Origin of the sequence: Paenibacillus luteus, assembly GCF_006542765.1 — a bacterium.
Taxonomy (GTDB): domain Bacteria; phylum Bacillota; class Bacilli; order Paenibacillales; family Paenibacillaceae; genus Pristimantibacillus; species Pristimantibacillus luteus.
In genome coordinates, this window is the sequence record NZ_SKCD01000007.1 from 116,834 (window position 1) to 130,164 (window position 13,331).

Genomic DNA, 13,331 nt, shown 5'->3' on the forward strand with positions numbered 1-13,331 from the left:
AATTTATATCCGCACATCAAATGTACGGTCAGAATTCGCTACTGGGCCAGTAACAGCCTTCGGAGCGCTAACATTCGCGTTTTCATTTACTTCTAGCCCGCTTGCCTTGTTCGTGCTGGCTTCAGCCTTCTGCTTCGCGATTTCTTGCTGTAACTGTTGAATTTGCTGCTGGATGACCTGCGCTTTTTTATCCTTAGTCGCTTGATCATCTTTACTGTCATTGACTTTTTTAAGCTCGGCCTGCAGGCTGCTTACCTGTTTCTCCAAGCTGGATGCAGCGGATGATGCGGCCGAATATGACGCTGTACTGCTGCCTGTTGCAGATGATATGTTCATATTTTCTATCCCTCCTTATGCTTGCTTTCCTAACGAAAGTCAACTATACACAAGGATCATGAACCCAGTATGAACGAGCATGCTGCTCGATCCAAGGTGAAACGGCTGACGCCGTCCTCTGGCGGTGCAGCACGTTTCATTCCGAGAAATATAGAGAAAGAATAGCGAAATGATATACTTTTCTATATTTCAAGCAAAAACTCCTGTCGCTGCTTCTGCCCATTTCCCGCCTATAAGCTTGCCTCTGGAGAAGGCAGCCTCACGGAGGGGAGCCGATGCAATCGCATGTTTCGCATTGACGGCAGGCACAAGCATGAAGCTCGCTGGGTCGCCCACTTGTGGTGTAAGCGAGCCTGCCGCTATGAGCGGATACGTCTGAAGGAGCGCATCATCGAGTATCCAGCCCAATTTCTCGGCCAACTTCGCTCCTCTTGCAAGCAAATCACCATTGCCAAACGGGCTCCATGCATCGAGTATATTGTCAGAGCCTACATATACCCGAACACCTTCCGCAATCAGCTGGTCTACGCGCGGCATCGGCCTGTCGAGCGGGACACTCGTAATAATGGCTACGTCATTCGCTTTCAATTGCTGTGCAAGCTCTCTCGACTCCGTCTCCGTAACCTGACCTAAGCAATAGGCATGGCTGACTGCCGCTCTGCCTCCTTTGCCAGCTTGAGCTGTTAATTCCGCAAAACGGCTAATCGTATACAAGCCCAAATGTCCAGAGTCATGCAAATGGAGATCGACGCCTGCATTAAATTCAGCGCTCAGCTCGAATGTGGCTTCAAGGCTGCGATCGACCTGACGGTCCAATCCCGCAGGATCGACGCCTCCGACATACTCGGCACCAGCACGCAGCGCATCCTTCATGACTTGCATGGAATCCGAGCGGAGCAGCCCCTGCTGCGGGAAGGCGACGATTTCAATTTCCATCACGCCGCGGTATTCCTCACGGACCTGCAGGACATTCTCCAAATGGGAAATGCCAATTTGCGGATCAACGTCCACATGCGTTCGGATTTTAGTCGTTCCTTGGCGTAGAAGCAGGTCGATCAGTCGGCGGGCGCGCTCAGCGACCGTAGTTGGGAGCGATGCCAGCATAGACTTTTCAAACTTTAATTGCCCGGGCAATGTGATAAACGGCTGAAGCGGCTTCCATGGCTCGCCCAAAAAATGCTTATCCAAATGAATATGCATATCGGTCATGGCCGGCAAATAGTGCAGTCCTTCCGCATCTCTAATCCCGGCTCCCACCGCACCTCCAGAAGCCGGATGGCTAGGCGTTATATGCGAAATAATTCCTTTCTCCAAGTCCAGCGTGATATCAAACAGACGATCATTTATGCGGATACGATTAATTTGTGTAATGGACACCTGCGTCACCCTCTACTTCATCATATAGTTAATGTGCGCCCAAATAGGCTTTAATCATCCGATCATCATTCAGCAAAGCGGTAGACGAGCCGTGTAATGTGATGTTTCCGTTATCTACAACGTAACCGCGCTTCGCAATGGACAGCGCTTTGTGCGCCATCTGCTCAACTAGCAAAATCGCCGTACCTTCGTATGCTAATTCGTTTATGGTAGCAAAAATTTCATTAACGATAATAGGAGCTAACCCGAGTGAGGGCTCATCGAGCAGCAGCAGTCTCGGTTTACTGATCATGGCACGCGAGAGAACGAGCATCTGCTGCTCGCCTCCGCTAAGCGTGAAAGCCAGCTGATTCTGGCGTTCATGCAGACGGGGGAACCTCTCGAATACAAGCTCCAGTTCTTTCTCGAACTGCCGCTTCGTGACCGATCCGATTTTTTTCTTCAGCCCCATGCGCAAATTCTCAGTAACCGTCAGGGTGCCAAATACCTCCCGGCCTTCCGGAACAAGCGATACGCCGAGATTTGACGTTTTGTTCGCTGACATACGGGTAATCGGCTTGCCGCCAAGCTCTATGACGCCGGCATTAGGTCTTACAAGGCCAAGCACGGCTTGCAGGAGCGTTGTTTTGCCCGCGCCGTTGGAGCCAATCACAGCTGCAATCTCACCTTCTTTAAGCTCCACATCCACGCCCTTCAAAGCGTGGATAGCGCCATAGCGCACTTCAAGTCCTTTAATGCTCAGCACTGGCAGCCACCTCCTCTGCACCTAGATATGCTTGGATGACTCGCGGATCGCTAAGCATTTGCTCCGGGCTGCCCGTTCCGATTATTTTCCCAAAATCAAGCACGGTCACCGTATCCGATACACGCTGCACAAAGTCCATATGATGCTCGATTAAAATAACCGTCAAGCCTTGGCTGACAAGCTTGCGAAGCAGCTGCTCCAGCTGCTCAATCTCCGAAGCCGTCATTCCGGCTGCCGGTTCGTCGAGCAATAGCAGGCTAGGCGCTGTCGCCAGCGCACGCGCTATTTCTACCATCCGTTGATGCCCGTAGGGGAGCTGGCTAGCCGGCATATCCCGATCGCCTTCATAGCCGATTAAATCCAACAGCGCATGCGAGGTCTCCTCCATGAGGCGCTCGGAGCGAAGCTGCCCGGGCAGTCTTAGGAGGGATGCCCCAAGCCCGCTTTGCGCTCGCTTAGCTAGGCCTGTCATCACATTTTCAAGGACGCTAAGCTCTTTGAACAAACGGGAATGCTGGAACGTCCTTGCAATACCTAGCTCGGCAACTGCCGACAAGGAACGCGGGATGAGCGGCTGCCCGCGCAGCGTATAATGACCCTGGTCTGAGCTGTATAATCCGCTGATGACATTCAGCAGCGTGGTTTTGCCGGCCCCATTTGGACCGACCAACGAATGTATGGTTCCCGCCTCTACCTTAAGACTCACCTCTTTTAAGGCATGCAGCCCGCCAAAATATTTCTGGATTCCTTCAAGCACAAGAATGGGCTGGCCACCCGCCCGAACAGGGGAAGCAAACAACGCTTTGGCCTCCTCAGGCTTCGACGATGCCTGCCTTGGGTTTATGCTGACAAATCGCCTCATACGAGGACTAAGCCAGCTGTCTAACGTACCGACGATGCCCTTCGGCAGAAAAAAAAGCACAGCAAACATAATGCCTCCGTATAGTGCCATACGCAGCTTCTCCATATCAAGCAGCTCCGGTAAAAACACGATAATAACCGCGCCGATTACCGGTCCTAGCACTCGGCCTGCTCCTCCTAAAATAACGATGAGAACCAGCTGGACAGAGGTCTGAAAATTGTACGTGTCCGGACTAATAAAGCTATTGGCATGCGCATAAATCGCGCCCGATAGTCCGGCTAACACCGAGCTAATTGCGAAGCCCGCATACTGAACCGCAAACTTGCGAATGCCAAGCGATGCAGCGGCTATCTCATTTTCCTTCGTCGCAATCATCGACCTGCCCCAAGAGGAGCGCCGCAAATTGCGAGCAAGCAGAAGCGCAGCTGCTGAAATCACTAGTACAAATAAATACATGCCTTTCAGATCGAAGGTATAACCGCCAATCTGCGGCTTGGCTATTCCTGATATGCCAAGCGGGCCGCCGGAGAAAGCATCCCACCGAATAAGCACCTCATGAATCACGACACCGAAGGCGATGGTAATCATCGATAAATAGACGCCACCGGCTCGAATGGTAGGAATGGCGATCAAGCTGCCAATAAGAAGCGAAACGACCATGCCGATCAGCACTACGCTCCAGAAGGACAAGCCGTATTTTGTGCTGAGAAAAGAAGACATATATGCGCCGATGGCCATTAAGCCCGCATGGCCAATGGAGACGATGCCGCAATAGCCGATTAAAATATTCATGCCCGTACACGTAATAACGAATATGCCGATCATAAACAATAAGTTCAAATAATACGTATCGACCATCCATGGCCCTGCGGCAAGCAGCCCGATGGCTGCCAGGCCGGCAATCCACCCTGCGGCTGCACGGTAGCCAGCGCTCCGCTCTATGAGCTGATTCATCTGCACACCCCCTGACTTAAACTCACTAGACTTTCACTATCGTTTTGCGTGCATTAAACAGCCCCATCGGCTTCCAATACAGCACCAGAATAACCAAACCATACACAAACATCTCTCTGAATGCCGTAGAGATGTACTGGCCAATGAAAGCCTCGGAAATGCCCAGAATCAAGCCTGCCGCGACGATGCCCTTCGGATTGTTAACCCCGGCGAGAATCGCAACCGAAATCGCCTTAAGTCCGAGCGGAAGCCCAATATCTACGGAAACGGCATAGTTCGTAGACATTAAGGCTCCGCCAATGCCTGCCAGCAAACCGCTCAGCATATACGCAACCGCCACAATCTTGTTGCTGCTAATGCCCATTATTTCAACGGCTGTACGATTGTCCGCCGTTGCCCGAAGCCATAAGCCCCAATGCGATTTTTTGTAAAATAAAATTAACAGCACCAGCAATACCGCAACGACCGGCAGAAAAACAAACTCTTTCCAATATATCCCTGCTCCAGCAATACGAAGCATCTCATCTCCCATGGGCGAAGGAGTAACGCCTTCATCCGGACCGTTCACATAAAGAGCAACGTCTTGAATAATAATGCCAACCGCTATCGTACTAAGCACCCATTCGATTGAATTCGCGCCTTTGTCAAACTTTCGGATCGCTAATCGTTCTATGCCTAAATTCAACAGCCCAACTATGAGCGCAGCCAGCAGAAAGGAAACGAAGAAGGGCAGGTGCCCCAGCTCGGCAAAGCCGAACATAAGCACCCCGCCAAGCATAACTAACTGTCCTTGCGACATATTTAGCGTGCCATTCACGACAAACGTCAAGCTGTAGCCGAGTGCGATCAAGGCATAGAGACAGCCGACCGAGAGCCCGCTAATGGCAAGCTGGAGTATAAGCGACATGTCCATCCCTCTTTTCCACGAAGTAACTTATTGCTTATCCGAAATGACCAGCTTGCCGTCCTTCCATACGCACATGAGGTAGGAATTGACGTCCACCGCATCGTGATTTTCAGTTGTAAAGGCTTGCTCCCAATCCTTAATCACGCCGCTGTAAGTGCCCAGATTCGTCTCCAGCGTATTTTTGATCGCCTCTCGGTCCTTTGCCAAATCACCGGACAAGCCCGCTTTCTCGATCGCTTGGAACAGCATCATCGCACCGTCATAGCCTTGTGCCGCAGAGGCGAATGTGGTTGGAATATGGCCGAATTTCGCCGTGAAGTCTGCCAAAAATACTTTTGCCGTCTCACGTGTCTGATCAACGTTGAAGTTAGCCGTTTGAATCGCATACGTGCCTTCCGCCAGCTCCTTGCCAACTTCTTGGGCACCCTTGTTCGCCATGCCGTTCTCGCCTACAATCGGCACCTTCCAGCCGAGCTTATCCATCGCTTGCAGCACATAACCATTCGCCGCGCCTTGACCGAATAAGTAGATGACCTCTGCTCCCGCTTGCTTCGCACGGTTGACCTGCGCGGTCATGTCTTTATCCTTGGCATTATCAAAGGACTCCACCGCAACCGGCTTCAGCCCTTCAGCCTCCAGCACCTTGGTCATAGCGGCAGCCGCGCCTTTTCCGTAACCGCCGTTCTCGTGCAATACCGCGATTTTTGTCGTATTGAAATGCTCTTTTATAAATTTGAGCGCATATTGCGCCGTAATATTCGCGTTCATCCGAACGCCGAACGTCCATGGCATACCGGATTCAACCGATGCCGGAACGTTTGAGGTGGCTACCATAAACGGGAACTTTTCCTCCATAATGATTGGAGACTGCGCCAGCATAACCGTACTGTGAAAACCGCCAATAGCCGCAAGCACCTTCTCCTTTTGGCTAAAATCACGGATAATGCTGATGCCGCGCGTCGGGTTTTGCTCCGTATCGCGCACAACCAGCTCAACCAGGCGTCCATCAATCCCGCCCTTAGCATTCACTTGATCGACCGCTACCTGAACGCCCTGATAAAGATTAACCGAGTTCATAGCGTTATCGCCCGTCGCTTCCGTTGACATGCCGATTAGAATCGGCTCCTTGCTTGCCGCTCCATCGCTGGAAGCCGGAGCGTTAGCCGCTTCTGCGTTCTTCCCGCCGCTATTGCCACCGCCGCATGCTGCCAGTACCCACATCATGACAACGACCAATAAACCCAGTGTCCACTTCTTGCCGCTTTGCTTCTTCATCCTCAAACCCACTCCTCTATATGTTTTTATCATCAAAACCTTTGCAGCTCGCTGGATACCCGCGTCTCGGCCGATTTCACGCCTCGTTTCCACACCGTTCGATGCTCTGGCTTATCCAGCAAAATATCGCGTTCGGTCTGTACGGCGAACAGCACCATATCCGCCTTCGCCCCGATACGTATCCCATAGTCCTGCACGCCAAGTGCTCTAGCCGCCCCATCCGTGAGCATATGAATCAAATGCCGAGCATCGGCTTCGCCTCCCATATAAGCGGAAACCGCGACCAGCCACGCCGTTTCCAGCGGATCTGCCTTTCCGAAAGGGGTAAACGGATTGCGCACGTTGTTTACCCCGATCACGACATTGACGCTATGCTCAAGCAATAGGCCGATCGGCGTTAACCCGCGCCTTGGTTTCTCTAGGTCGCCTCTGCCGTTGATGTACAAATCGGTAGCTGGGAGACTCATGATCTGGAGATCCGCCTTCTTGATTTGCTCCACGACCGAAACCGCACGATGATGCTCCAGTGATCCAAGCGAAGTGACATGTCCTGCAGCGACTAAGCCCTGCATGCCTGCCGCTATCGTTTTCGCCGCAATGTCTGCAATGGCAAGCTGCTCGGGATTATCCGAAAAATCAGCGTGGAAATCGATAGGCTTGCCATGCTTTTCGGCCAAATCGAACACAAAACGCAAATGCTCCTTCAAATCAGCGTCCTGGTACGTAATGCCGCCAACAACATCCCCTCCAAGGCGCATAGCCTCATCCATAAGCTCTGCCGTCCCAGGGCTTTGGGCTATGCCCTCCTGTGGGAAAACAACGATTTGCAAATCCAGTACCGGCTTTACTCGCTCCTTCAGCTCAAGCGCCGCTTCAAACGCAGACAACCCAAGAATCGGATCAACCTCGGCATGGCAGCGCATATGGGTAACACCGCTGCGAACGGCTTCACGGATAACCGTGAGTGATCTCTCCTGCATGTCTTCCTTTGTAAACCCATGCTTCATCTCCGCAGTCATGCGAATCGCATCTTGCAAGGATGCTGCCTCTTGCTCCATACGAGAGAGCAGATAAGCTTTCTCCAGGTGTATATGCGGTTCTATGAACCCCGGTAACAGCATCCCTCCTGCTCCATCCTCCGTTTGAAGCGCATCCGGCCTATGATTCGGTTGGCTAGGGGCAAGATACGTGAAACGCCCTTGTCTTACGCCAACATCCATAAGTGCGGTTTCCTGTTGAAGCCGTACTTGTGTAAGAAGTAAATCAAGCAATGCTCTCACCTCTACTGACACATTTTATGATGATTTTGAGTGGAAACTGAAAAAACAGCCCTCTGTTGTGTTATGTTTTTTGACATATAATCTCTTAAAAAAAGCATAACTTTTCGTTTAGCTGCTGTCATTGTTCAATAGATCCAAAGGTTCTTCTATTCTTTGGATCATTCGTCCAGCATGCCCTTTACAACAAACCAAATTGGTGTTAGTTTTTATATCATCACGAAGAATGGAAGGATGGACCCTATGCTGCTTGAGCAATTGCTTTCGAATGCCGTTTTTGCCAAAGCAAAGGTTATTGCAGGGCAAAGCGGCTTAACGCGTACCGTTCAGACCGTTAATATTATGGATGCGCCTGATATTATCCATTTCTTAAGACCCGGCGAGCTGCTGCTCACGAACGGCTATTTCATGAAAGAGACACCTTCTATGCTGCTAGAGCTCATGAGCAAAATGAATCATCTGAAATGCTCGGGGCTCGCGGTCAAAACAAAACGGTTTGCGCTGGACATTCCGCAGGAGGTGATTGACGAAGCCAATCGGATTCATTTTCCGATCATCGAAATCTCGTCCGTGGACTATTCGCTTGGCGAACTATTGCAGCGCTCCACCAGCTTGATTCTGGATAACAAAAACGATGAATTGCAGTATTCGCTGACCATTCACAAACAGTTTTCCGAAATGATCATGAAGGGGAACGGCATTCCCCAAATGATTGGCGCGCTGACGCAGCTCCTATCCTCGCCGATCCTCCTGCTCGGCAGCAAGCTGCAGGTGACCGCGCATTCCTATCATTTCAAGCAGCCGAGCTTGCATCCGCTAATGACAGTCGGTAATAAGCTGTTAAGCGATATTCCGGCCCTGCCTGCCGCTGTTCAGCTTTGCCTGCTTGACCCTGCGCTGCGGAAACATCGCTACATGGCCATTTATCCGGTATTCACCTATCGCCATGAAGGCTACCTCATTGCTTTCCAGCCCCACGAGGCCGCTTCGACCCAGTACAGCTTAACGCTGGAGCAGGCCGCCAACGTCATAGGTATGGAGATGACTAAGCTCCATGCAGTGAAGGAGCGGTCACGACGGTACAAAAACGAGTTTTTCTCCGATTTGATCGATGGGTTTATCAGCTCCGAGCAAGAAGCACTGCATCGCGGCAAAAAATACGGCCTCAAGCAAAAGGAGACTTGGCTGCTCCTCGCTGCTCGCAAAGACGAAAGTTCCACTATCCTGACAAGCATGACAAAAAACGCTGCGCCACTAGCTGACGAGCGTCTGATCTCAGAGCGGGATGTCCAGTATGAGCTGATTAAACGGCAATTCTCGCAGCTTGGAGAAGCGCCTGTCATGTTCACTAAAAATGATTTGTTTGGCATGCTCATGTGCATTAGGGAATCGGAATGGGAGGAGAGTGTTTTCCTGAAGCAGTTGGCAGCCATGCAGGAGCAGCTGGAATTGCAGTCACAACTGAGCATCTCGCTTGGCATAGGGAATCCGGTGACGAATGTGCTGGATATTGGGATTTCCTATAACGAAGCTGTTAAGGCGCTTCATATCGGGTATCAAATGAAAAAAACGAGGTTCATCCAATCGTATCAATCTAAGGACATCAGCTATCTCTTCCGAATGATCCCCTACGATGAGCTGAAACAATTTTATGAGGAAACGTTCCAATGCTTGTCTACCATGGAGGAGAATGAGCAAAAGGAGCTGATGCGCACGCTGCACGTGTATTACGATACCCAGTGCCAGCTCGTGGAGACAGCCAAGCAGCTTTTTGTCCACAGGAATACTGTGATTTACCGATTGGACAAATGCGAGAAGCTGATGGGTATTAAGCTTAAGGATCCTGTAGAGAGCCTTCGCTTCCGACTTGCCTTCGCCATTCTGCCCCTCTTGCATGCGGGGAAAAGCGACTCCGTGAACCGAAGCTCGGGAGATTTTGGGCGTTAGCCCCATTCAGCTAACGCCAACCTGGAATCTTTCGCAAATCGCCATCTTCGATCAGCCACTTGCTTTTGGTTTCCAATAGATGAACAGGAGACGCGCTTGTGCGAAGATAACAGCCGTCAATGCCCACCCGGCGAGCACCTTCCATGTCCGTTCGAGGATCATTGCCAATCATCAGCGCGGCGGTTAAATTGACTTGATACTTACCGCATAAATACGCATAAAAAAGAGGGTCGGGCTTACTGATCCCGGCCACCGACGAGATCGCTATTCCATCGAAACAACGGTCGATCCCCAACGATTTCAGCTCCATTTCAATAAACGTTTTTTGCCCGTTGGAGAGTAAATAGATCTTTTTTCCCTGACGTCTTAATCCGTTAAGCACCTCGATAGCGCCTTCATACAGCATCAGCTTGCGCATCGACAATATTCGGAACCATCTGACCGTTTCTTGCAGCCACGCTGTATTTGCACGCCCTTTCAGCTTCCTCACAACGTCAGCAAATACATCCTCCATGACATAATCGGGGTATTCGCATCGCCCCCTGCCCACTTCCAAGTGCTGCTCCATATGGCAGAGCGTGAGCGCCTGCAAGGCTTGGCCGGAAACGTTCATGCCGTTATATCGAAAGTAGAGAGCCATATTCTCCCACAGCTGCTGACTTTCTTCATCTGTCTGTATATCAATTAATGTGCCGTACAAATCAAAAATATAGGTTTGATACAGGCTAAGTCCTCCCTATCTCAATGCGCAAACGCTTGCACAACGGTCTGTGGCTCGTTTGACTTTCGGCATTAATACCTTTTCTCTGATATTACCATATATGCCGGCTAGATGGACAACAAAAAAAGAGACCCGCCCACCGTCAACATGACCGCTGGGCTTGTCTCTCGCATCTAGATCAAACTATTCCAAATTCGCGTGATTGCCATACATGGCTTTGCCCGTCAGCTCCTGCCTGTCCATCAGTTGCAGGATGACAGCATCGCATACGAGCAGAAGCATTTGTTCAAACAAAGAACCCATCGGCTGAACCGTTGAAGCATCTTCCCCATCCTGATCCTTTGGCGCACCAGGCAGCTTCACTACGATATCTGCCAGTTCGCCAATGGTCGAGGCTTCGGAAAGCGTCAATGCCCCCACGCGGGCTTCCAAGCTTAACGCTTTATGGACCATCGGCACAAGTGATTTGGTCTCGCCCGAGCCTGAGCCGATCAAGAGCAGGTCTCCCTTGCTTAAGCTGCGGGTGACCGTGTCGCCAACCACATACACATCAAGGCCCAAATGCATAAGCCGCATTGCAAACGCCCGCATCATTAGACCTGAGCGTCCTGCCCCTGCTACGAACACGCGGCCAGCAGAGCTGATCGCATCAGCTAACTGCTCCAGCTGTTCGCCCGCTAGCTGCTCTGCAGCACGATTTAGCTCGTCCAAGACTACTGCCAGTTTGGATGATTTGGACATCATCATTAACCTTGTTTAATCAATTGCTGCATCTCAGAAGCAGCAGCCTGCATGTCGGCTTGTCCTGTAATCCCGCCGCCTACGATAACCAGGTCAGGACCCACGGCAATGACTTCCGGCAACGTGCTTAGCTTAATCCCGCCAGCAACAGCAACCTTTGCATTTTTGACAACGGCTTTAATCGTGCGAAGATCCTCAAAAGAGTTTTGTCCTTCTGCTTGCAGATCATAACCGGTGTGTACGCAGATATAGTCTACGCCAAATGAATCAACCTGAGCAGCACGCTCTGCCAAATTTTTCACTGCGATCATGTCCACCAATATTTGCTTTCCTTGTTTTTTGGCTTCCTCGACCGCACCCTTAATGCTCGCATCCTCAGCTACGCCAAGAATCGTTACGATATCCGCGCCAGCTTCAGCTGCCTTCATCACTTCGTAGCCGCCTGCATCCATGATTTTCAAATCCGCAAGTACCGCTAGGTTGGGAAAAGCCTCCTTAAGCGCTTTGACTGCATGCAGTCCTTCGTTAATAACGATCGGCGTACCGATCTCCACGATATCCACATAAGACTCCACTTGCTTCACGACTTCAATCGCACCCGGAATATCAACAAGATCCAACGCTAATTGCAATTTCATTTATCGTTCACTCCTCATAGGTTGTGTTTGTTTCACTGACAAACCCTATTCTAGACCGTCATAGGCAAATAAAACAGTACGCACTTTTACGGAACGTAGTATCCATTTGGTAACTATGAGAAGTTTTTTCTCCTATTCCCCCTGCTCCCGCGGGTGTCTTTCTTGGTGCTGCTCTCCCCATTGCGACATAACATTGAGCAGCTCTTTCACCGTTAACCCGTATTCCGTTAATGAATATTCAACCTTAGGAGGCACCTGCACATAGACTTTTCGGTCGATAATCGCATCCTCCTCCAATTCACGCAGCTGCTGCGTAAGCATTTTTTGGGTAATGGCGGGCATTTCCCGTTTCAGCTCGCCGAAGCGGTGCGTTCCCTCCGTCAAATGGCAAAGAATAACCGGCTTCCACTTGCCGCCAATCACCTTCAAGGTCAACTCCACGGTTTCTTTAAAATGCTGATCTCCCAACACAAACGACTCCTTTAGTGTCCAAATCATACGATCGATATTGATTAAACTCGAAAAATAACAACTTCTTACGCAAAAAGCTCCATATTGCCGAATGTTTTCTTATTCCAAAACTCTCTTACGTCCGATTTCGCATCATTATTATTTATGATCTCGCAAACGATTCAAGCTTAGATTTCTTAAAAGTTGATACTTGCCTTCCGTGTGGTGTAGCATAATAAGAGAGCTTAACGTATGCCATGACTTGTTAAAAGGATATCATACCTAGGCTGGTTCATACGAATTAAACAATACGCAAGAAACAAGGGAGAGATTAGCATGGAATTAAAAAATAGATCAGCCATCATTACCGGCGCAGGCAAGGGAATAGGCAAAGCGATTGCCACAGCACTGGCTGGAGAAGGCGTCAACCTCGGCCTGCTTGCCCGGACAAGCGCCGACTTGGAAGCACTTCAAGCAGAGCTAATTAGCAAATATGGGGTTAGTGTACATATTGCCACTGCGGACATAGCGGTAAAATCAGATGTGGATCAAGCGATAGAAGCCTTGAAGGAAAGCCTTGGCTCCATTGATATTCTGATCAACAATGCCGGTATTGGAACGTTCGGCACCCTTCTCGACATGGAGCCTGAGCAGTGGGAGTGCATTATTCAGACTAATGTTATGGGCACTTACTATGTGACACGCGCAGCGCTTCCTACGATGCTTGCACAAAGCAGCGGCAGCATTATCAATATTGCCTCCACGGCAGGCGAGCGCGGCTTCGCCACGGGCTCCGCTTACTGCGCGTCCAAATTCGCCGTCATCGGCATGACTGAGGCGCTCATGCAGGAGGTTCGCAAATCGAACATCCGAGTTACGGCACTAACGCCAAGCACCGTCAACACCGAGCTGGCTTCGAACGCCGGACTAAAAATCGGTGACGAGGACCGCATGATGCAAGCGGAGGATATGGCCGAGCTTGTGCTCGCTGCCCTCAAGCTGCCGGAACGCGTGTTCATTAAAACCGCGGGCATTTGGACAACCAATCCGCAATAAAATTCTGCTCAACTGATGCAGCCCCTCGCCTCTCCTTGGCGCTTG

The 13,331-nt window shown here is 50.6% G+C and carries 13 protein-coding genes; 2 read left to right on the forward strand and 11 right to left on the reverse strand.

Features of this window, described 5'->3' with window-relative positions; all coding sequences use genetic code 11:
- Window positions 1-3 precede the first annotated feature (3 nt).
- From E0496_RS05475 to E0496_RS05505, 7 genes are all read right to left on the reverse strand, one after another.
- Window positions 4-336, reverse strand: coding sequence for a FlxA-like family protein (locus E0496_RS05475; RefSeq protein WP_141500643.1), 333 nt, complete (start codon window positions 334-336; stop codon window positions 4-6).
- Window positions 337-525: 189 nt separating this feature from the next.
- The gene (locus tag E0496_RS05480; protein WP_141500644.1) at window positions 526-1,713 is read right to left on the reverse strand and encodes an amidohydrolase family protein; all 1,188 of its coding nucleotides are present in this window, start codon (window positions 1,711-1,713) and stop codon (window positions 526-528) included.
- Window positions 1,714-1,741: 28 nt separating this feature from the next.
- Window positions 1,742-2,458: an ABC transporter ATP-binding protein gene (locus E0496_RS05485; RefSeq protein ID WP_206669714.1), complete on the reverse strand. Its 717-nt coding sequence runs from the start codon at window positions 2,456-2,458 to the stop codon at window positions 1,742-1,744.
- Window positions 2,445-4,274 (reverse strand): branched-chain amino acid ABC transporter ATP-binding protein/permease, encoded by a 1,830-nt coding sequence (locus E0496_RS05490; protein ID WP_141500645.1) that lies wholly within the window; start codon window positions 4,272-4,274, stop codon window positions 2,445-2,447. Before E0496_RS05490 ends, E0496_RS05485 begins: the two co-directional genes overlap by 14 nt.
- Before the next feature lie 25 nt (window positions 4,275-4,299).
- Entirely contained in the window at window positions 4,300-5,181 is an 882-nt protein-coding gene (locus E0496_RS05495) for a branched-chain amino acid ABC transporter permease (RefSeq protein ID WP_161601321.1), read from the reverse strand.
- 27 nt (window positions 5,182-5,208) lie between these two features.
- The gene (locus tag E0496_RS05500) at window positions 5,209-6,456 is read right to left on the reverse strand and encodes an ABC transporter substrate-binding protein (RefSeq protein ID WP_161601322.1); all 1,248 of its coding nucleotides are present in this window, start codon (window positions 6,454-6,456) and stop codon (window positions 5,209-5,211) included.
- A gap of 32 nt (window positions 6,457-6,488) precedes the next feature.
- A complete protein-coding gene (locus E0496_RS05505) occupies window positions 6,489-7,727 on the reverse strand; it encodes an amidohydrolase family protein (RefSeq protein WP_141500648.1) in 1,239 nt (412 codons plus the stop codon).
- A 180-nt stretch (window positions 7,728-7,907) separates the two neighbouring features.
- Between E0496_RS05505 and E0496_RS05510 the strand changes: the two genes are divergently transcribed.
- A complete protein-coding gene (locus tag E0496_RS05510) occupies window positions 7,908-9,680 on the forward strand; it encodes a PucR family transcriptional regulator (RefSeq protein ID WP_141500649.1) in 1,773 nt (590 codons plus the stop codon).
- A 10-nt stretch (window positions 9,681-9,690) separates the two neighbouring features.
- Here the strand turns inward: E0496_RS05510 and E0496_RS05515 are convergent, their stop codons facing one another.
- The 4 genes from E0496_RS05515 to E0496_RS05530 all read right to left on the reverse strand — a co-directional run bounded on the left by E0496_RS05515 (window position 9,691) and on the right by E0496_RS05530 (window position 12,278).
- Window positions 9,691-10,404 carry an HAD family hydrolase gene (locus E0496_RS05515; protein ID WP_141500650.1) on the reverse strand — a complete coding sequence of 238 codons (714 nt, stop codon included), beginning with the start codon at window positions 10,402-10,404 and terminating at the stop codon, window positions 9,691-9,693.
- A gap of 180 nt (window positions 10,405-10,584) precedes the next feature.
- A complete protein-coding gene (hxlB, locus tag E0496_RS05520; RefSeq protein WP_338325824.1) occupies window positions 10,585-11,142 on the reverse strand; it encodes a 6-phospho-3-hexuloisomerase in 558 nt (185 codons plus the stop codon).
- 5 nt (window positions 11,143-11,147) lie between these two features.
- A complete protein-coding gene (gene hxlA / locus E0496_RS05525; protein WP_139996747.1) occupies window positions 11,148-11,780 on the reverse strand; it encodes a 3-hexulose-6-phosphate synthase in 633 nt (210 codons plus the stop codon).
- Between the two features lie 132 nt (window positions 11,781-11,912).
- Window positions 11,913-12,278, reverse strand: a complete 366-nt coding sequence (locus E0496_RS05530) for a winged helix-turn-helix transcriptional regulator (RefSeq protein ID WP_175598015.1) — start codon at window positions 12,276-12,278, stop codon at window positions 11,913-11,915.
- Between the two features lie 288 nt (window positions 12,279-12,566).
- On the opposite strand from E0496_RS05530, the gene E0496_RS05535 reads away from it, so the two are divergent.
- Window positions 12,567-13,286, forward strand: coding sequence for a 3-ketoacyl-ACP reductase (locus E0496_RS05535; protein ID WP_141500653.1), 720 nt, complete (start codon window positions 12,567-12,569; stop codon window positions 13,284-13,286).
- The last annotated feature ends 45 nt before the right edge of the window (window positions 13,287-13,331 follow it).

Coding starts and splice junctions, on each gene's coding strand:
- E0496_RS05475 (WP_141500643.1), bottom strand. CDS start 336: ATGAACATATCATCTGCAACAGGCAGCAGTACAGCGTCATATTCGGCC.
- E0496_RS05490 (WP_141500645.1), bottom strand. CDS start 4,274: ATGAATCAGCTCATAGAGCGGAGCGCTGGCTACCGTGCAGCCGCAGGG.
- E0496_RS05495 (WP_161601321.1), bottom strand. CDS start 5,181: ATGTCGCTTATACTCCAGCTTGCCATTAGCGGGCTCTCGGTCGGCTGT.
- E0496_RS05500 (WP_161601322.1), bottom strand. CDS start 6,456: ATGAAGAAGCAAAGCGGCAAGAAGTGGACACTGGGTTTATTGGTCGTT.
- E0496_RS05510 (WP_141500649.1), top strand. CDS start 7,908: ATGCCCTTTACAACAAACCAAATTGGTGTTAGTTTTTATATCATCACG.
- hxlB (WP_338325824.1), bottom strand. CDS start 11,142: ATGTCCAAATCATCCAAACTGGCAGTAGTCTTGGACGAGCTAAATCGT.
- hxlA (WP_139996747.1), bottom strand. CDS start 11,780: ATGAAATTGCAATTAGCGTTGGATCTTGTTGATATTCCGGGTGCGATT.
- E0496_RS05530 (WP_175598015.1), bottom strand. CDS start 12,278: ATGATTTGGACACTAAAGGAGTCGTTTGTGTTGGGAGATCAGCATTTT.
- E0496_RS05535 (WP_141500653.1), top strand. CDS start 12,567: ATGGAATTAAAAAATAGATCAGCCATCATTACCGGCGCAGGCAAGGGA.